15 protein-coding genes are annotated in these 17,169 nt (G+C 67.8%); 8 read left to right on the top strand and 7 right to left on the bottom strand.

From position 1 onward, the window contains the following. Positions 1 to 68 precede the first annotated feature (68 nt). A complete protein-coding gene (locus AB0E63_RS27920) occupies positions 69 to 809 on the top strand; it encodes an RNA methyltransferase (RefSeq protein ID WP_360372460.1) in 741 nt (246 codons plus the stop codon). A 97-nt stretch (positions 810 to 906) separates the two neighbouring features. On the opposite strand, the gene AB0E63_RS27915 is transcribed toward AB0E63_RS27920, so the two are convergent. Beyond that, entirely contained in the window at positions 907 to 1,812 is a 906-nt protein-coding gene (locus AB0E63_RS27915) for a GIY-YIG nuclease family protein (protein ID WP_360372457.1), read from the bottom strand. A gap of 174 nt (positions 1,813 to 1,986) precedes the next feature. On the opposite strand from AB0E63_RS27915, the gene AB0E63_RS27910 reads away from it, so the two are divergent. The 3 genes from AB0E63_RS27910 to AB0E63_RS27900 all read left to right on the top strand — a co-directional run bounded on the left by AB0E63_RS27910 (position 1,987) and on the right by AB0E63_RS27900 (position 7,817). Beyond that, the gene (locus tag AB0E63_RS27910) at positions 1,987 to 5,010 is read left to right on the top strand and encodes a ricin-type beta-trefoil lectin domain protein (protein ID WP_360372454.1); all 3,024 of its coding nucleotides are present in this window, start codon (positions 1,987 to 1,989) and stop codon (positions 5,008 to 5,010) included. Between the two features lie 65 nt (positions 5,011 to 5,075). Beyond that, entirely contained in the window at positions 5,076 to 6,203 is a 1,128-nt protein-coding gene (locus tag AB0E63_RS27905) for a serine hydrolase domain-containing protein (protein ID WP_360372451.1), read from the top strand. A 294-nt stretch (positions 6,204 to 6,497) separates the two neighbouring features. Continuing rightward, positions 6,498 to 7,817 carry an esterase-like activity of phytase family protein gene (locus tag AB0E63_RS27900; RefSeq protein WP_360372448.1) on the top strand — a complete coding sequence of 440 codons (1,320 nt, stop codon included), beginning with the start codon at positions 6,498 to 6,500 and terminating at the stop codon, positions 7,815 to 7,817. Between the two features lie 44 nt (positions 7,818 to 7,861). On the opposite strand, the gene AB0E63_RS27895 is transcribed toward AB0E63_RS27900, so the two are convergent. Beyond that, positions 7,862 to 8,629 carry a phytanoyl-CoA dioxygenase family protein gene (locus AB0E63_RS27895; protein WP_360372445.1) on the bottom strand — a complete coding sequence of 256 codons (768 nt, stop codon included), beginning with the start codon at positions 8,627 to 8,629 and terminating at the stop codon, positions 7,862 to 7,864. 86 nt (positions 8,630 to 8,715) lie between these two features. On the opposite strand from AB0E63_RS27895, the gene AB0E63_RS27890 reads away from it, so the two are divergent. Beyond that, positions 8,716 to 9,462, top strand: a complete 747-nt coding sequence (locus tag AB0E63_RS27890; protein WP_360372442.1) for an AraC family transcriptional regulator — start codon at positions 8,716 to 8,718, stop codon at positions 9,460 to 9,462. 1 nt (position 9,463) lies between these two features. Here AB0E63_RS27890 and AB0E63_RS27885 read toward each other — a convergent pair whose 3' ends face one another. Beyond that, positions 9,464 to 10,300 carry a DUF1028 domain-containing protein gene (locus AB0E63_RS27885; protein WP_360372439.1) on the bottom strand — a complete coding sequence of 279 codons (837 nt, stop codon included), beginning with the start codon at positions 10,298 to 10,300 and terminating at the stop codon, positions 9,464 to 9,466. Between the two features lie 126 nt (positions 10,301 to 10,426). Between AB0E63_RS27885 and AB0E63_RS27880 the strand changes: the two genes are divergently transcribed. Further along, positions 10,427 to 10,981 (top strand): hypothetical protein, encoded by a 555-nt coding sequence (locus AB0E63_RS27880; RefSeq protein ID WP_360372436.1) that lies wholly within the window; start codon positions 10,427 to 10,429, stop codon positions 10,979 to 10,981. Here the strand turns inward: AB0E63_RS27880 and AB0E63_RS27875 are convergent. Further along, a complete protein-coding gene (locus AB0E63_RS27875) occupies positions 10,963 to 12,189 on the bottom strand; it encodes a DUF4142 domain-containing protein (protein WP_360372433.1) in 1,227 nt (408 codons plus the stop codon). The two genes, AB0E63_RS27880 and AB0E63_RS27875, sit on opposite strands and share 19 nt — an antisense overlap. Positions 12,190 to 12,272: 83 nt before the next feature. Next, positions 12,273 to 12,851, bottom strand: a complete 579-nt coding sequence (locus AB0E63_RS27870) for a dihydrofolate reductase family protein (RefSeq protein ID WP_360372430.1) — start codon at positions 12,849 to 12,851, stop codon at positions 12,273 to 12,275. A gap of 129 nt (positions 12,852 to 12,980) precedes the next feature. Between AB0E63_RS27870 and AB0E63_RS27865 the strand changes: the two genes are divergently transcribed. After that, the gene (locus AB0E63_RS27865) at positions 12,981 to 13,985 is read left to right on the top strand and encodes a DUF5937 family protein (protein WP_360372427.1); all 1,005 of its coding nucleotides are present in this window, start codon (positions 12,981 to 12,983) and stop codon (positions 13,983 to 13,985) included. Between the two features lie 7 nt (positions 13,986 to 13,992). Here the strand turns inward: AB0E63_RS27865 and AB0E63_RS27860 are convergent, their stop codons facing one another. Both AB0E63_RS27860 and AB0E63_RS27855 read right to left on the bottom strand, forming a co-directional pair. Beyond that, entirely contained in the window at positions 13,993 to 14,649 is a 657-nt protein-coding gene (locus AB0E63_RS27860; RefSeq protein WP_360372424.1) for a DUF998 domain-containing protein, read from the bottom strand. Positions 14,650 to 14,722: 73 nt separating this feature from the next. Further along, complete coding sequence (locus tag AB0E63_RS27855; protein WP_360372421.1) at positions 14,723 to 15,658, bottom strand: NAD(P)-dependent oxidoreductase; 936 nt, start codon at positions 15,656 to 15,658, stop codon at positions 14,723 to 14,725. 161 nt (positions 15,659 to 15,819) lie between these two features. Between AB0E63_RS27855 and AB0E63_RS27850 the strand changes: the two genes are divergently transcribed. Continuing rightward, the gene (locus tag AB0E63_RS27850; RefSeq protein WP_360372418.1) at positions 15,820 to 17,163 is read left to right on the top strand and encodes an FAD-binding oxidoreductase; all 1,344 of its coding nucleotides are present in this window, start codon (positions 15,820 to 15,822) and stop codon (positions 17,161 to 17,163) included. The last annotated feature ends 6 nt before the right edge of the window (positions 17,164 to 17,169 follow it).

Below are 17,169 nucleotides of genomic sequence, written 5' to 3'. Positions count from 1 at the left end.
TGAGCGTGACGGACCGACGTTGCCCGGCTGTTGCGCTGGTGTGAAGTTGTCCGGCGTACCGTAGGCGGGTGGAATCGAGAAAGTCGCCGCGGGACAAGTGGATCACCGTCTACGGGCGGAAACCCGTGCTCGAGGCGTTGCACGACCCGGCGTTGTCGGTGGCGAAGGTGGTCCTGGCCGACAACGCGACCGGGTCGTCGATGCAGGAGATCCTGCGGGCGGCCGAGAAGTACGGGACGCCGGTGGAGCGGGCGACGGCCAGCCGGGTGAAGTGGCTGGCGGGGAACGGGAAGCACGATCAGGGCGTCGTCGCGGATGTCGACGCGCCGCGGATGACGCCGCTGGAGGAGTTCGTCCGTACGCGCGGCAGGCGGCCGACGAACGTGTTCCTGCTCGACGGCGTCACCAACCCCGGCAACGTCGGCATGATCCTGCGGACCGCGACCGGCGCCGGGTTCGACGGCGTGATCCTGCCCCGAGCCGGTACGCCGCATGTCGGGCCGCTGGTGATCAAGGCGTCGGCCGGGATCGCGTTCCAGGCGCCGATCGTGAACACGTCGACCGCGAAGACAGCAGTCGATCTGCTCCGCTCAGCGGGCTATCACGTGTACGGTCTCTCGGCCCGCTCCCCGCAGTCACTCTTCAAGGCCGATCTGGCACCGCGCGCCGTCTACGTGCTCGGCGGCGAGACCAACGGCATCACCGTCTCCACCGACTCCGACCTGCAGATCCCCCTGCACGCCGGCGTCGAATCCCTGAACGTCGCGGTAGCCGCCGCGATCGTCGCCTTCGAGGTTACCAACCGCTAGCCGGTGATCTTGGCGGCCAGGCCGCTGGGGTCGAGGGCTTCTGCGACTGGTACTGCGGTTCGTACGGCGGCAACGGGGCTGCACCATGACGACGATGCTATTCAGCGATCGAGTCACGCAGCCGGACCGCGAGTTCGGCGTTGCGTTGGGCAAACAACTGCCATAGCTCCGGAGTCGCCGCCACCCGATCGCGGGCCGTCCGCTCAGACACCGCGCGTTGCGTCCAAGTGCACATCCGCCCGGCGCGGATCTCGAAATGCACGAGTACGCCGTCCGCCCACCCGTACACGTCCGCGTCCCGAGGTTCGAGCCACGCGACCTTCTGCTCCGCGACGATCCACTCGAGGGCCGCGAGCTCGTCCTGCACCTTCGCCGCGAACTCGAACCGCAGTTCGCCGGCCGCCCGGTCCCGCCGCCGTACCAACTCGTCCCGCAGTGCGGCGACCGCGGCCGGATCGCGCTCCAGTACGGCGATCGCCGTCCGGGTCAGCGCGTCACGATCCTCCGGACCGATCCCGAACAACTGCCCGAACTCACGCGCCGACCCGTCCCCCTCGACCGTGTACTCCAACGGCAGGACCCGATGCAGACCCGAGATCGCCTGCCGGATCCGTAGACCACCGAGATACGGACCGTAGTGGGGCGCGGTCCCGGTGACCGTGTGCTCGAACCGCAGGCCCGGCCGGTTGGGCACGTCGTCGAACCGGATGTAGCCGACCACCTCCGCGCCGCCCTCGACCCGGTTCCACCGCGGCTTGGAGTGCTCGAGCAGATTGCGTTCCAGAAAGGCCGCTTCGTGCTCGGAGTCGCACCAAACCCCTTCTACCCGGGCGATCCGCCGTACCATCCGGGCCAGTCGCGGACGGTCGCCGAGGTGGTTCCAGTACGACTGCACGCGGCAGCGCAAATTGCGCGCCCGCCCGATGTACAGCACTTTTCCGGTCTCGTCACGGAACCGGTACACACCCGGCTCTCCCGGTAACTGCCGCACATCACGCCTCATCACCACAGTGTGCATGCAGAAGCTGACTGCGTGTCGACAGATCGGTTGAGTGTTTGAAACGAATGCCGAACTGGTATTGCGCAGCGGCCCGCGCGGCAGTCATGCTGACCCGCATCTCGAGTGCTCGCAGGGGGTTGTGAGGCCGGGCACCGGGATTGTAGGCCTGGGGGCTTCATGAGGTTTTCCGCCAAGTGGGTGCGTCGCGTCCTGTCCGCGGTCTGTGTACTCCTGTTGACGCCACTCGTGGTGATCGAACCGGCACGAGCCGCGGTCACGCCGACCGGATTCAGCGAGCAGATCGTGTTCAGCGGCCTGGTCAATCCGACGAACGTCGCGTTCTCGCCGGACGGCCGGGTCTTCGTCGCCGAGAAGAGCGGCCTGATCAAGGTGTTCGACTCGCTCGACGACCCGACGCCGAGTGTGTACGCCGATCTCCGCACGCAGGTCTACAACTACTGGGATCGTGGCCTGCTCGGTCTCGCCTTGCACCCCGATTTCCCCGCGGATCCACGCATTTACGTGCTGTACACACATGACGGCCTGATCGGCGGACCGACCCCGAAGTGGGGAACCCCCGACACCACGGACGATCCGTGCCCGTCGCCGCCCGGTCCGACCGGTGACGGCTGCCAGGCCAGTGCACGACTTTCGGTGATCAACGGAAACGGCGCCGAACAGGTGCTCGTCGAGGACTGGTGCCAGGTCTACCCGAGCCACTCGATCGGCTCGATCGAGTTCGGGCCGGACGGGATGCTCTACGCGGGCGGTGGTGACGGCGCCAGCTTCAACTACATCGACTACGGCCAGGACAGCTTCCCCACCTCCGATGTGACACCCGACAACCCGTGTGGAGATGGGCCCGCACCCGTCGGTACGGCGCTCGCCCCGCCGACCGCCGAAGGTGGTGCGCTGCGGGCCCAGGACGTCCGTACCAGCGGCGATCCGGCGGGTCTCGACGGATCGCTGATCCGCATCGACCCCGACACCGGCCAGGCCGCGCCGGGCAACCCCGCGCTGGGCAGCTCCGACCTCAACGCCCGCCGGATCGTGGCGCACGGTCTGCGCAACCCGATGCGGTTCGACTTCCGCCCGGGGACGAACGAGATCTGGATCGGCGACGTCGGTTACCAGAAGTGGGAAGAGATCGACCGGATCGTCAACCCGACCGCCGGCGTCACCAACTTCGGCTGGCCCTGCTACGACGGTCCGGGCCGGCAGTCCGGGTACGACTCCCTCAACGTCAACATCTGCGAGAACCTGTACGCCGCCGGTCCGTCCGCGGTGGCCACGCCGTACTACTCCTACGATCACGCCCAGCACCTGGTGGCCGGCGAGCCCTGCACCACCGGCAGTTCGTCGATCTCCGGCATGTCGTTCTACGAGGGTGGCAACTACCCGCCGGAGTACGACGGCGCACTCTTCTTCGCCGACTACAGCCGCCACTGCGTGTGGGCGATGATGCCCGGCACCAACGGCCTGCCGGACCCGGCGCACATCGTGTCGTTCGCCTCCGGTTACGGATCCACCCGGCTGCAGACGGGACCCGGCGGCGACCTGTTCTCCGTCGACTACGACAACGGCCGGATCCTGCGCTACGTCTACGACGCTACGAACAACCCGCCGACCGCGGTGATCCACGCCGACCCGTCCAGCGGTCCGACCCCGCTGACCGTGACGTTCGACGGGACCGCCTCCAACGACGCCGACGGCGATCCGTTGACCTATGCGTGGGACCTTGACGGCGACGGCCAGTACGACGACTCGACGGCTGCGACCGTACAGAAGACGTACACGACCAGCGGCAGTGTGACTGCGCGCCTCAGAGTGTCGGACGGCCACACCACCGGGACGACGTCGACACAGATCAACGTAGCGAACACCGCTCCGACAGCCCTGATCACCGCGCCCGGTCCGGCGACGACGTGGAAGGTCGGCGACACGATCAGCTTCGCCGGCTCGGCCACCGATCCCGAGCAGGGCACGCTCCCGGGTTCGGCGCTGACCTGGACGCTGATCATGCACCACTGCCCGAGCGACTGCCACTCGCACACGATCACGAGCATGACCGCGGCCAGCGGCACGTTCACCGCGCCGGATCACGAGTATCCCTCGTACCTGGAACTCAAGCTGACCGCGACGGATGCCGGTGGACTGACCGACGTCAAGAGCGTCCGGCTGGATCCGAAGACGGTCGGGCTGAGCTTCGCTTCGCAACCGTCGGGGTTGCAGCTCACGTATCTCGGCAAGACCGCGAAGACTCCTTCGACCGGTACGACGATCGTCGGGTCGAGCGGATCGCTGTCCGCGGAGCCGACACAGCCGGTCGCGAACCAGCTGTACCGGTTCGCGAGCTGGTCCGATGGCGGAGCGCGCAACCACAACTTCGTCGCGCCGGCGACGGCTGCGACTTACACGGCGACGTACGTACCGAAGCGCAATCTCGCCCGTGGGCGCGCGACGTCGGCCTCGAGCGTCTACCTCGCGGGGCGGGAGGCGTCGAAGGCAGTAGACGGGTCGATGTCGACGGCATGGTCGAGTGCTCGTCAGGATCCACAGTGGTTCCGGGTCGATCTCGGATCCGTCCAGGTGGTCAATCGGGTGCTGCTCAACTGGCTGACGACCTCCTACGCGAAGGCGTATCAGATCCAGGTGTCCACCAGCGGCCGGACGTGGAAGACGGTGTCCTCGACGACTGCCGGAGACGGTGGCACGGACAGCATCGCGTTCACGCCGAACTTCGCCAGGTACGTACGGATCAACGCGACGGCTCGTGGTGTGGCGGGGAGCTACTACTCGCTGTGGGAGTTCGGGGTGTTCCAGGACACCGGGCCGATCACCGGGATCGCCGGGAAGTGCGTCGATATCTACCAAGCCGCGACCGCCGACGGGACGCCGACCACGCTGTACACCTGCAAGGGCGCGACGAACCAGCAGTGGACGTCATCGTCGGATGACGGCACGGTGCGGTCGCTGGGCAAGTGCCTTGATGCTCGGGGTACGGCGATCACGACTGCCGCGGTGTTGTGGACCTGCAACGGCAGTGCTGGTCAGAAGTGGACACCGCGTGCGGACGGCACGCTACTCAATGCCGCGTCCGGGCTGTGCCTTGACACGTCCGGTGGGTTGAGTGCCAACGGCACCAAACTGATCATCAACACCTGCACTGGTGGGACGAGTCAGAAGTGGGTGCTGCCCTAAATCAGTCGTGGTCGTGAGCTGTCGGACGTAAGGTTGCCCGGCTGATCGATTGAGGACGGGAGACCATGGACGGCTGGGTGGACGAGGGGTTCGGCGCTGTCGCGGACACCTTCGCGGAGAACTTCTCCTTGTTTCCCGAGCTCGGTGCCGCGGTCACCGTGTACTTCGATGGTCGCAAAGTGGTGGAGCTCTGGGACGGCGAGGCCGCTCCCGCGCGGCAGTGGGGTCGCGAGACCGTCGTACCCGTTTTCTCTTGTGCCAAAGGGCTGGTGAGCCTCGTCGTACACCTGCTGGCGCAGGATGGGCGGCTCTCACTGGATGCGCCGATCGGTTCTTACTGGCCGGGGTTTGTTGCTGGCGGCAAGGAAGCGATCACTTGCCGGATGGTGCTCGGGCATCGGGCTGGCATTCCGGTGCTGGACAAGACGCTGACCTTCGACGAGATTGCGGCCTGGACGCCGGTGGTTGAGGCGATCGAGCAGCAGAAGCCGCTGTGGGAGCCGGGTACGTCGTACGAGTATCATGGGCACGTGTTCGGGTTCGTGCTCGGTGAGGTGGTTCGGCGGATCACCGGACAGTTGCCGGGTGCGTACTTCCGTTCTGTGGTTGGTGATCCGCTCGGGTTGCGGGCGTGGATCGGGCTGCCTGCGTCTGAGCTGGGTACGCTGGCGCGGCTGACCGCGGCCGAGGGGCGGCCGGCGATGCCGGGGCCGGAGCACCTGCTCACGCGGATCGTGACGATGAACGGGGCGCTGGTGTTCCCGGGTCTCGCCGTACCGCACGGCTGGAACGATCCCGCGCTGCTGGGGATGGAGTTGCCGGGTGCGGGTGCGGTCGCGTCGGCAACCGGCCTGGCCGGTCTCTACGCAGCCGCCGTCACGGGCATTGAGGGTGGTCCTCGTCTGTTGTCGGAGGAGACCGTTTCCGACGCGGTCCGCGAGGTCTCATCCGGCCAGGGCTTCCTCGGCTTCGACGCCGGCGCCCGCTGGGGTTCCGGCTTCCTGCTGGACTCCGCGAGCTTCCGCCCCCTCCTTGGCCCCCGAAGCTTCGGCAACGACGGCGCCGGCGGCCAGTTCGCCTTCGGCGACGACGAGCACGGCATCGGCTTCGCCTACGTCACCAACCGCATGATCGGCCACGGCGACCCCCGAGCCAACCGCCTAATCACAGCAGTCCGCAACACCCTGACCTAACCAACCAGCGCGCGGAACATCGTCGCCGGACGAGCACCGCACTCCGCGGGAGGCGGTCCTGTGCCACTCACCAAGCCGAGCGACGGGGCGCCGCGAGCCTGCGGCTGAGCGGTGCGTGGGCGGGCGCCGCTCACTTGGTGAGTGGCACACGTCCGGCTCGCCTCGCCATGCCAACTCTGGCCGATGCCACCTCGGCGTACGCGACTGCTTGTAGTGGGGTTCATGGGGACGACAGCGGGTGTTCACCCCTTCGGACGAATGTCGCGATGACGTCCGGCGGAGGGGAGAACGTACATGTCTCGTGGCACGTGGGTGGTGGCGGCTTCGGTGGTCGCGGTCTCGGCGCTGGCGGCTTCGGCGCTGACGGCACAAGCAACAACTGGGGACAGCGCGCAGCACGGCCCGCGGGTGATCGGGACGGCGACGCTCCCCGACATCTCGCTGGGCAAGTTCTCCAACGCGCTCCTGCCCGGCTCCGTCACGAACGACCGGCGCGTCGACCTCGGTGGCATCGGCAGCGACATCTACCCCGCCGAGCGGCCCGGTGAGTTCTGGACCGTCACCGACCGCGGACCGAACGGCCAGATCAAGATCGACGGCGTCAACGGCCGTACGTTCCCGGTTCCCGGCTTCGACCCCGCGATCGTCAAGATCAAGGTCGACGGCAAGAAGCTGAAGGTCCTGCAGGCGATCCCGATCACCACCCGGCACGGCAAGCCCGTGACCGGTCTCTCCAACCAGGCGAGCCGTGACGAGATCCCGTACACGTACGACGCCTCCACCCAGCTCCCCCTGAACCCGAACGGCCTCGACACCGAGGGCATCGTCCGCGTGCACGACGGCAGCTTCTGGCTGGTCGACGAGTACAGCCCGTCCCTCGTACACGTCTCCAGCCGCGGCAAGGTCCTCGCCCGCTACGTCCCGAAGGGTCTCGCCCTGACCGGCGCGGACTACCCGGTGATCGAGGCCCTCCCGTCGATCTTCCTGACCCGCAAGGGCAACCGCGGCTTCGAAGGCCTCGCCGAGCTGCCCGGTGGCGACCTGGTACTCGCTCTGCAGAGCCCGCTCCTCAACCCCAGCAAGAAGATCGGCGAGGCCTCCCGCACCACCCGCCTGCTCCGCTTCTCGCCCCACCGCGGCAAGGTCACCGGCGAGTACGCCTACCAGTTCGACCCGGTCGGCGTGGTCGACCCCGGCGAGGACGACACCAGCGAACTCAAGATCTCCTCAATCGTTGCCGCCGGCCTCGAAACCCTCCTGGTCCAGGAGCGCACCGACAACGCCGCCCGCCTCCACCGCGTCGTACTCCGTCCTTCGAACAACATCCTCGGCACCCCCTGGGACTCAACCGCCACCACACCGTCCCTGGAGTCGTTGGCTGACCCGACGTCCGCCGGCGTACCCGTGTTGCCGAAGAAGCTCTTCATCGACCTCAACACCGTCCCCGGCGCCCCCAAGAAGATCGAGGGCGTCGCCCTCCTCCCGCACAACACCCTCGTCGTCATCAACGACAACGACTTCGGCATGACCGACGGCCCAACCGCCTTCGACACCGCCGGCAACCTCGTAGACAGCAACATAGAAACCACCCTCGTCACCATCCGCCTCCACTAACACCGGGCCATACTGCGCCGAGGAGGCCTCGGCTCAGCGGGTGTTCAGTTGGTGCCGGTTACGTCGAGGATGAAGTGTTGGGCGGGGGTTAGGCGGTTGTAGGTTTCGACTCGGAGGTAGGTCTGCTGGTCGAGTTGTTGCGGTAGGTGGCGCAGCGCGAAGTAGGAGTGCATGGCCCTGCGTGGCTTGTCGGTGCGGTTCTGGGTGCCGCCGTGCCAGAGGTGGCTGTTGAAGACCACGACTGTTCCGGCCTTGCCGGTTAGCTGGATCTGGTCGGGATGCTCGTCGCCCGGGTTGGCCATCTCGTCGCCAGGCATGGTTCCGCGTCGGTGTGACCCCGGTACGACGCGTGTCGCGCCGTTCTCCGGTGTGAAGTCGTCGAGCAGCCAAATCGAGTTGCACACCTCGTACTGGCCTGACTCGACCGGATGGCCGGAGTCGGCGTGCAGGGCCTGGTGACCCTGACCCGGAAGTGCCGCGCGGCTGTTGAGGGACGACAACTTGAACTCGCCGAGTACGTGCTTCATCGCGGCCAGGACGCGCGGATGGCTGAAGCACACCTCGAACTTCGGGTCCTTGTTGACCAGGTCGGCGAGCCGGTCGGTGCCCTGCTCCTGGTGCACTTCCAGGCCCGCCCGGTCGCCCTCGGCGGCGGTGAGCTCCGCCATCCGCTTGTTGAGCCCGGACACCTCCTCCGGCGTGAGGATTCCCTCCAGCGGAAGGAATCCGTCTCGGTCGAGCTGGTCCTTCTCGTCCTGCGTGAGTACATCGTCAGTCACGCCGAGATCGCCGAGTGCTGTCGCCATATCCATCACAAGCGCTCCTTTACAGGTTGCACGAATCGATGTCAGCATCGATCGGACCTGCACGGGAAACAATGCAGAAGGCGACTGCGGTTATGCACAAATCGCTTCGACTGCTCGGCGCCGGCGTACACACCGCCGGGCCGGGCAAGGACTATCCGTTGCACGCGCACACGTCGTGGGAGCTGGTCTACTACGTGCGCGGACGGATCACCTGCCCGGTCGGCGACGAGACGTACGCCGCCACGCCGGGGACAGTACTGCTGACGCCACCCCGGACCTGGCACGCCGAGCTCAGCCGCACTGGCTACGCCAACCGCTTCCTGCAAGTCGACGCCGCCGCCGGCTGGCCCTGGCCACGCGTCTGCTTCGACGACGGCGACCGCAGCCTCGGCCGGGTCTTCGACGCAATCGTCCGCGAGAACGCACAGCCCGGCCACGACAGCGACCAGTTGAGTTCGCTACTGCTCGGCGAACTCGACGTCCTGCTCCGCCGCGCCGCGGCGGCCGAGCCAGTCACCTCGGCCGAACAACTCGTCGCACAAGCCGAGCGGATCTTCGAGGAACGCTTCGCCACCAGGATCCGGATCGCCACGGTCGCCGCCGAGCTCGGCATCTCGCCGTCCGGGCTGCGCGCGTACTTCACGCGACTGCGCGGCACGAGCCCGCGTACGGCGCTGCAGAACGTACGACTGCGACACGCGCTAGGCCACATCCGCAACTCCACACTGCCGCTCCAGGCAATCGCCGAGCTCACCGGCTACGACTCGGTCAGCCACCTCAGCCGCCACATCAAGACCGCAACCGGCTCACCCCCAGGCGCCCTGCGCACCCCAGAATGAGTCAGGAGGCTGCCTGGTGGCGGAGTTGCTCGAGGATCACCGGGTCGAGTTTGCCGGGCACCAGGCGCTCCTCGAAGTTCTCCGTGCTCGCCCAGGTGTCGAGCGCCTCGACCAACCCGGCCCCGGTGAGATAGCCGAGCGTTTCCAGGCGGGCGGCCACCTCAACGGCCAGCGGCCCTTCCAATGGGAGCAAGCTCGCCGGATCCGGTCTGCCGAAGTACAACTCGTGGAGGTCCAGCAGGCGGCCCAGTTCGTCGATGGGCGTCCGATGGTCGTCGACGCGCAGGTCGATGGCGATGTCGAGCACACCGCCGTACGCGGCTCCTTCGCGCCACACGCGGAGCGCCGCGCTCTGCCGGCCGCGGCGGTCTCCGCCGGCCTGGTCGCCGGCCGCCAGCGCCGCCACCAGTCGCCGCTCGAATGCCTCACCGGCGCGCTCCTTCCAGGTATCGGCCATGGCCGCCACCACCTGCGGGCCGGCCAAGATGTTGCCCTGGATCGCGAAGCCGTCACCGGCCTGGCCGCCGGCCCAGTCCAGGCAGGACCCGCCCGTGAAGGTGGCGCCTCGGCCTTGGGTGTCGACCATGCCGACCTGGCGGTGCTCGCGCTCGTCGTCGGCGTCTGTCAGCTGGGCCACCGCGTGATCAGCGGATAGACCGTTGGCTAGCAGATCGAGGCCCTGTGGCCCGTACGAGAGGTTCGCCATGGCCTGGGTGGCGACCGCACCCGCGCCGGCGCGTCCCCAGGGCACCACCGCGCCTACCGCCAGAAACTTCGATGCGACCGCGATCCCCGAGGAGCCGGAGTCCGGGTCGAACGCCACGATCGAAAAGGTCATCGCACTCTCCAGCCAGCCGGATCGGATCAGCGCAGCCCACGCGCTCAGGCGCGAGGCGGCCGCCAAGCAGTGTAGATCGCCAAGCCCGGATCACAGGGACCAACGGAGTTCGGGAAGATTGAGCCCATGAACGAGGACAGGGACCAGGCGGACTTCATGGAGGCCGAAGCCGAAGCCGAGGCGGAAGCCCAGGCCGAAGCCATCCGGCAGGAGGCCCAGGACGCCGTCGCCGACCCGGCTGCGCAGGACGAATCGATCCGTCAGTCCAACTTGATCTATGGCGGACTGGCGGCCGCCGGCCTCGTGGTGGTGCAGCCGTTCCTGACCGAGGACTCGCTCGATCTATCGGCGAAGATCTGCGTCGTCGCGTTCGCCGTCTCGATCCCCTTGCTCGCCGCGCTCCTGGTGCTGAACCGGCAGGAGGCGTTTCGTCATCGGACGAGCACCTCACGGTTCGTCGGGCTGGCCAAGGCGGTCGCACAGGGCTCGGCGTTCGCCGGCCTGACGGCGGCCTTCTGGCACATCTCCCTGGTGGCGGGGATCGTGTTCCTGGCCGTGGGATTCGTCGCGGTCGGCGTGCACTCCTCGGGATACGTGCACCTGGAGTACGACTCGAAGTTCCGCTCGAGGTTCCGTTCCCACAAGGGGGCGCAGGCCACCGGTCAGGACGGGACGCCGTAGAGCACCAGGTTGTGGGTGTAGCGGTGTGCAGCGTGGTTGTACGAGCCGATGCAGGTCACCAGCGCCAACCGCGGCTTCGAAGCACCGCGGAACAGGTCAGCCGGCAGTTTTTCCTGCAGGTAGATCCGGCGAGCCACGATGCGGTACCGATGCACGCGGCCATCCCCGGCTGTCACAACAACCTTGGTGCCGACGGGTACGTCCCACAACGCGGCGAACACCCCGCGCCCGCTCCGGGCGGTGTCCACATGACCGACGAGGAGCACGGTGCCACCGGCCGAGCCCGGCGCCGCACCGGCCGCCCACCAGCCCACGTCGGCCGACGACTTCGGCACCTGCAGTTGACCGTCGGTGCCGGCCGCGACCGGATTCACCGAGGCGTCCACGAAGCCGGGCACCGACAGCCGGGTCGGCGGAATAGCGGCTTCCGGATCCGTCACCGCAGCACCGGCCTCCGGAACCTTACCGGCATCACCGAGCGGCCCTCCGAACACCAGAGCGACTCCTAGCGCCAACGCTGAAAGGCCGATGAGGCGTCGCCGCGCTCGGGCTGCTTTGCCGGCGAGCAGAAGTACGCCGAGGACGAACAGAACCAACCCAATCTGCGAGCGGACCCGCTGGACGTCCGCCATCTGGCCGCCGTCGCCAGTCGGCACTGTCGGGGTGTCGGTTCCGACATGGCAGGTGGGTTCCACCATGTCCAGATGCATCTGGATCACGGTCTGGGCACCTTTGGCCACTGACTTGACGGCGGGCTGGGTGCCGTTCGCCAACTCGCCTTTGATCAGCGTCAGGTACTGCTGGTGCGCCTGCCGCTGCACCGCCAGCCAGGCGGCGTCGTACCCAGAGGTCCCGGCTTTGTCCGCAACGGCTTTGAGCTGCTCACGCTGTGCCTGCGATGGAATGGGGACCAGCCCGACGCCGAGTTGGCTGGCGGCCTCGAGCTCCTGCGCGGCCAGCTTGCGATGGTCACGTTCCAGCTGGGCGCCCACGCTCTTCACGCACGAACTCTGACCGTGGGTCTTGGCATCCAGGCCGGCCTGGATGATCGTCAGATTGAGCTGGTGGGCGGCGTTGAGGTAGCTGACATCTTGCTGCGTTGCGGCCGCGTAGCCCGGCTGCGCCGTTCCCAGCACCCCCGCCACGACGAGAAGCAGGAACGCCGACAGCCGGGCAATCGCCCACTGCCGGGAAGGAGCCGTCCCCATATCCTGCCGCCGAGGCACCCCCTGACCTCCCCTCGAGTGTCATGCGTCGTACCGATGACACTAAAGATCGTTGCGGCGTACGACTAGTCCGCGTTCTTGGACACGCGGTACCGCAGGTGGGTGGCGGCTCCCGCGACGGGCTTTCCCTCCGGGATCAGCTCGGCCCGCTCCCCGAAGAACAGCCGCGTGCCCTCCCCCATCAGCCGGGGGACGACATGGATCCACACCTCGTCGAGCAGGCCCGCCCTGAGCAGGCTCCGGGCAACCTCCGCACCCAGCACCACGACGTCCTTGTCCCCCGCGGCTTCCTTGGCACGCCGGGCCGCGGACTCCAGCCCGTCGAAGGCGAACGTACCGCCGTTGTCGCCGAGCAGGTCCTCCCTGATCCGGTGGGTGACCACGAAACTCGGTACGCCGGGCCACGGGGTGCCGCCCCACGGTTTCAGACCGAGCTCGAAGGTATGCCGTCCGACGATGGTGGCCCCCACCGACGCGTCCAGCTCCCGGCGGACGCCGGCGTCGACCTCGCCGTTCGGCCCCGTCCCGGCAACCCAGTCGTGCAGCCCTTCGCCGCCGTCGCCCATCGGCTCGTCCGGCCGGACGTTCGGTCCGGCCGAGAATCCATCCAGGGACACTGACACATCCAGCACTACCTTGCTCATCACGGGGTTCCTTTCGCTGCATCGGGCGGCCGTCCGGCCCTGTCGTGAGTAGGTCGGAGCCGGCTGAACCGGCTTGACCTGACTCTGGCCGGGGCGCCGAGGGGCGGCGATACTTTTAGCCTGAGCTAAATGTGCGGCGAGGAGGTCCGCGTGATCGAGTGGCGGTTGCGACCCGAGGACGTGGCCCGGATCAGGTTCGCGTTCTCGCCGCTGATGGAGCTGGTGTTCAGTACGGTCGCGCTGCGTGCACCGGGTGAACACTCGCTGCATCTGCCCTGGGTGCGCGCAACCCGGCCGTCGGTCGCCGATCTCGATCTGACCGAGGTGTTCGCGCTCGCGCCGGTCCGCGGATTCATCGCCGACTTCATCTCGTTCACGCCGACCGAGCCACAGCCCGACATCGTCAGCGAGCTCGACAAGATCCGCCGTACGGACGCGCAGCGAGTCCTGACCGATATCGCCGAAGAAGTGCCGAACATGCCCGCAGCGGTCGCGGAGCGGATCCGTGCGGACCCCGAGGCCGCCATCATCCGCATCGTCGACGTGCTCCGGGCGTACTGGGACGTGGCGCTGGCCCAGCATTGGCCCCGGATTCGGCGGCTTCTCGAGGCCGACGTGCTGTGGCGGTCCCAACGACTCGCCGCCGGCGGCTTGCAGGCGTTGTTCGACGATTTGCACGAGACCGTCACCCTCGACGGGGATCGTTTGCTCGTCGCGGAGCCCTTCGACTGGACCGGCGAGCTGTCGGGCAGCGGGCTGACCCTGGTGCCGTACGCGATGGGGTGGCCGTGGGTCCGCACGATGACCGGTCGCGTGAAACCAGGGTTCCCTCATGCCCGGTACCAGCCGATGATCGCCTATCCCGTCCGCGGCATCGCCACCTTGTGGGAGACCACCCCACCGCCTCCGCCCGATGCACTTGCAGCGCTGATCGGCCGTACTCGCGCCAGCATCCTCACCACCCTGGCCGAGCCCGCCACCACCACCGCCCTCGCCCGCCGGATGCGACTCACCCCGGGAGCTATCAGCCAACACCTCTCGGTCCTGAACGCGAGCGGCCTCGTCTCCCGGACCCGAGTCGCAGGAACAGTCCTCTACCGCAGAACCCCCCGAGGCGACGTCCTGACCGAGTAGTTCGGGGTCACGCCGTACGGCGTTTGTTGGCGCAGATGATGGTGAGCCAGGTCCAGGCGAGGGTGACCGCCAGGTCGAAGGCGATGATGGTGGGGCGGGAGCCGGCGCCCGCGCTGAGGCCGGCGAAGGCTGCGAAGAACAGGATGCCGGTGATCGTGGAGAAGCGGGCAAGGGCTCGGTTGCCGATGCTGCGGTAGTGGGCGGCGACGACCAGGCAGGCGGCGATGAGGCCGCTGAATCCGATGCTTCCGGCAACGAAGTGACCCATGCCGCGGGTGCTGATCTCGGCGTAGTCGGCGGGCGTACCGACCGGGAAGCCTGCCGCCGGGTCGGCGGGTAAGATCGCCGCAAGCAGAAGCCCGACGCCGTACGCCGTGACCAGTCGAGGCGCCCAGGTCCGGCCACGGCCTGTGAGGGTACGACGTAGTCCGACGGCGGCTGCGATCGACAACAATCCGCTGACGACGAAGTTCGTGGTCTGGATCCATCCCGGACCGCCGTTCGCGAGCAGGCTGGCCGGGTGGCGGGTGATGTCGAATCCGTCGCGGGTGAACGCCTGCCCGAGCCACACCGCGACATACAGCGGCCCGGCGACGACGCCGGCGGTCAGCAAAGCACGAGTGGACACGCCGGCGGCCGGGATCGTCACGTCGTTGGTAGTCATGATGCGGTCCTTCCAGGGGTTTGAGTGTTCCATCACCCCTGCGTCGATCACCCCCACCCAAAATCGACAGGCGTCAGTTGGCTAGTTCGGCTTTGAAGCCTTGGCGCCAGGTGGGGTAGCGGAGGTTCCAGCCGAGTTCTCGTTTGGCTTTGGCGTTGGAGAAGCCGCGGCCGGCGGTCATCACCGTGATCGCGACTTCTCCCGCCAGCGGCCGGGCCAGCCAGACAGGGACCCGCATCGGGCGCTTCGCCCCGGCGACCGACGCCAGGTACGGCACCCATTCGGACGCCGGTGCCGGCTCGTCGTCGACGATGTCGAAGACGCCCTTCGCCTGCTGCTCCACCGCGAGGACCGTCGCGCTCGCCGCGTCATCCAGATGGATCCACGAACAGCGGCCGGCGCCGCTCCCGACCACCGGGAACTGCCGCTTCCGCACCGGCTCGACCAGATCATCCATCGCCCCAGGCCCGTAGAACCAGCCGTACCGCAGAACCGCCCCGCCGGCCTTGACGACCACATCCTCGACGTAACGCAGAGCGGCCATCCCGGGCTCAGCCGGCGTACCCGTCATCGGATCCACCGGGTCCTGCTCGGTCTTGATCCAGTCGCCCGTACGGATGCCGTTCCAGGCGCCGTACCCCTGCGCGACGAAGTTCGTCACCCCGTACGCCGTCGCAGCGGCCAGCAGGTTGTCCGTGCCTTCGGTGCGCAGCCGGTTGGTGCCGGCGAACCACCGATCCATGTGCTTCATGTCGGGCTTGCCCGCGTGCCCGACAGCAATCGCGGTCATCTGGTGCACGATCGCGTCCGGCTGCGCCTTGCCCACAGCCGCGTCGACCGACGCCGCATCCAGGCCGTCCATCACGAGCCCCTCGGCCCCCAACTGCTCCACCAACCCCACCTTGGCCGAGCTTGTCGTCGTTGCCGTCACCTCATGCCCCCGGGCCACCAACTGCGGCACCAACCGCCGTCCCAGAACTCCGGTTCCACCAGCCACGAACACGCGCATACCGATCACCTCTCCGATCTCGTCGTCACCCCTCAGACACGCGGTCCGGTCGTCGTGTGACATCGAGCCGTATGGCGCAGGTCACGAAACAGCGCTGTCACAAGAACCGCGGGTCCGGCATCTCGTGTTCGTTCACCGGCATCCCCTGTGGAAGGAACACCATGTCTTCAGCATTCGAAAACCTTCGCCGCGACTTCGGCGGCGACATCATCGAACCCGGCGCGGCGGAGTACGAGGCGGCCAGCCGCTCGGTTCTGGCGTTCGGTACGCCGACATATGTACTGCGCCCCACGAGCGTCGCCGACGTCCGAGCGGCCGTCGCGTTCACCGCCGACATCGGACTCCCGCTGTCCGTGCGAGGCGGCGGCCACGCCTTCCAAGGGTTCAGTACGAACGACGGCGGCGTGGTCATCGACCTCGGTCAACTCGCGGACATTCTGATTGTTGACAAAGATCGCCACCTCGTCCGGATCGGCGGCGGCGCCACTTGGGGCCAGGTCACCGCCGCCCTCGCCCCGCACGGCCTCGCGATCTCCTCGGGCGACACCCGGAGCGTCGGCGTCGGCGGACTGACGTTGTCCGGCGGCATCGGCTGGAAGGTCCGCAAGTACGGCCTGGCGCTGGACAACCTGGTCGCCGCGGAGGTGGTCACCGCCGACGGAGACGTCGTACGCGCGAGTGCCGACGAGAACCCGGAGTTGTTCTGGGCGCTTCGCGGTGGTGGCGGCAACTTCGGGATCGTGACCGCGTTCGAGTTCGTGGCCCACCCGACGACCGACGTCTTCTTCGGCAAGGTCAGGTTCCCGGCGGCGGAGGCATCGACCGTGCTCCAGGGCTGGGCGGAGTACTTCCGGACCGCTCCCGAGGAGCTCACCTCGATCGCGGCCCTCGCCAACCCCTTCGCCGGCGGCCACGAAGCGCCGGTCGAGATCCACGTCGCGTTCGACGGCGATGACGCAGTACTCGCGGCCCAGGCGATCGACCCGATTCGCCGGCTCGGCACCGTGATCGACGACGACATCGCGCTGAAGCCGTACGCGGACATCCTCGTGGATGGCATGATCCCGCCGCCCGGCATCAAGCTCGTCACCCGAAACGCCTTTGCCGACAAGGAATCCGTCCCCGACGTCCTTCGGATTCTCACCGAGATCGCGACGTCGGAACGGTCACCGGTCATCGCCATCCGCAGCATCGGCGGCGCGGTGTCACGAGTCGCTGACGACGCCACGGCGTACGCGCATCGTCAGGCGGAGTTGATGTTCGCGATCACCGCCATCGGCCCGGAGCCCGTGATCGCGGCCGGTCGTCCGGGGCTGGAGGCGATCTGGACGAGGCTCGCGCCGCATGTCAACGGCGCGTACGCGAACTTCCTGTCCACCGCGACCGACGAGGACGTGGCGGCGATCTACCCGGCGGAGACGTATCAGCGGCTGGCTGCGGTCAAGCGTCAGTACGACCCCGGCAACTTGTTCGCCCTCAACCACAACGTCCGGCCCGCGGCCTAGAACGGA

The organism is Kribbella sp. NPDC026596 (assembly GCF_040638415.1).
Classification (GTDB): domain Bacteria; phylum Actinomycetota; class Actinomycetes; order Propionibacteriales; family Kribbellaceae; genus Kribbella.
This window is presented reverse-complemented; position numbering and strand designations above follow the sequence as displayed.

Coding starts and splice junctions, on each gene's coding strand:
- AB0E63_RS27900 (WP_360372448.1), top strand. CDS start 6,498: ATGTCTCGTGGCACGTGGGTGGTGGCGGCTTCGGTGGTCGCGGTCTCG.
- AB0E63_RS27910 (WP_360372454.1), top strand. CDS start 1,987: ATGAGGTTTTCCGCCAAGTGGGTGCGTCGCGTCCTGTCCGCGGTCTGT.
- AB0E63_RS27895 (WP_360372445.1), bottom strand. CDS start 8,629: ATGGATATGGCGACAGCACTCGGCGATCTCGGCGTGACTGACGATGTA.
- AB0E63_RS27915 (WP_360372457.1), bottom strand. CDS start 1,812: ATGAGGCGTGATGTGCGGCAGTTACCGGGAGAGCCGGGTGTGTACCGG.
- AB0E63_RS27860 (WP_360372424.1), bottom strand. CDS start 14,649: ATGACTACCAACGACGTGACGATCCCGGCCGCCGGCGTGTCCACTCGT.
- AB0E63_RS27890 (WP_360372442.1), top strand. CDS start 8,716: ATGCACAAATCGCTTCGACTGCTCGGCGCCGGCGTACACACCGCCGGG.
- AB0E63_RS27880 (WP_360372436.1), top strand. CDS start 10,427: ATGAACGAGGACAGGGACCAGGCGGACTTCATGGAGGCCGAAGCCGAA.
- AB0E63_RS27885 (WP_360372439.1), bottom strand. CDS start 10,300: ATGACCTTTTCGATCGTGGCGTTCGACCCGGACTCCGGCTCCTCGGGG.
- AB0E63_RS27870 (WP_360372430.1), bottom strand. CDS start 12,851: ATGAGCAAGGTAGTGCTGGATGTGTCAGTGTCCCTGGATGGATTCTCG.
- AB0E63_RS27855 (WP_360372421.1), bottom strand. CDS start 15,658: ATGCGCGTGTTCGTGGCTGGTGGAACCGGAGTTCTGGGACGGCGGTTG.
- AB0E63_RS27865 (WP_360372427.1), top strand. CDS start 12,981: ATGTGCGGCGAGGAGGTCCGCGTGATCGAGTGGCGGTTGCGACCCGAG.
- AB0E63_RS27850 (WP_360372418.1), top strand. CDS start 15,820: ATGTCTTCAGCATTCGAAAACCTTCGCCGCGACTTCGGCGGCGACATC.
- AB0E63_RS27875 (WP_360372433.1), bottom strand. CDS start 12,189: ATGGGGACGGCTCCTTCCCGGCAGTGGGCGATTGCCCGGCTGTCGGCG.
- AB0E63_RS27905 (WP_360372451.1), top strand. CDS start 5,076: ATGGACGGCTGGGTGGACGAGGGGTTCGGCGCTGTCGCGGACACCTTC.